Consider the following 265-nt stretch of genomic DNA (forward strand, 5'->3'; position numbering starts at 1 on the left):
GTACTTGCAAGCTTAGAAACCCAAGTACAAGCCTCGCAAGAAAGCGTAAGTGATGCGCAACAGCAACAACATGTAATACACACTGAGCTTACGCGATCTGAGCAACAACAAATAAGCATAAAGCAACAAATTCAAACGCTTAAACAAAATCAGATTAAACTACAGCAGCGCCAAACGCATAGTTTAGAGCTTAAAACGCAGCAGCAAACAGTGTGCGAACAACTAGAACACGCTTTGCAGCAGGCAATAGAAAACAACTTAATGC

General features: G+C 41.5%; 1 protein-coding gene. It reads left to right on the plus strand.

Features of this window, described 5'->3' with window-relative positions; genetic code table 11:
- Positions 1-265: hypothetical protein (locus AAEY62_RS22920; RefSeq protein ID WP_350636731.1), on the plus strand; the 265-nt coding region annotated here is incomplete at both ends.

Origin of the sequence: Pseudoalteromonas sp. GW168-MNA-CIBAN-0100, from assembly GCF_040309225.1 — a bacterium.
GTDB classification, from domain to species: Bacteria; Pseudomonadota; Gammaproteobacteria; order Enterobacterales; family Alteromonadaceae; genus Pseudoalteromonas; species Pseudoalteromonas arctica.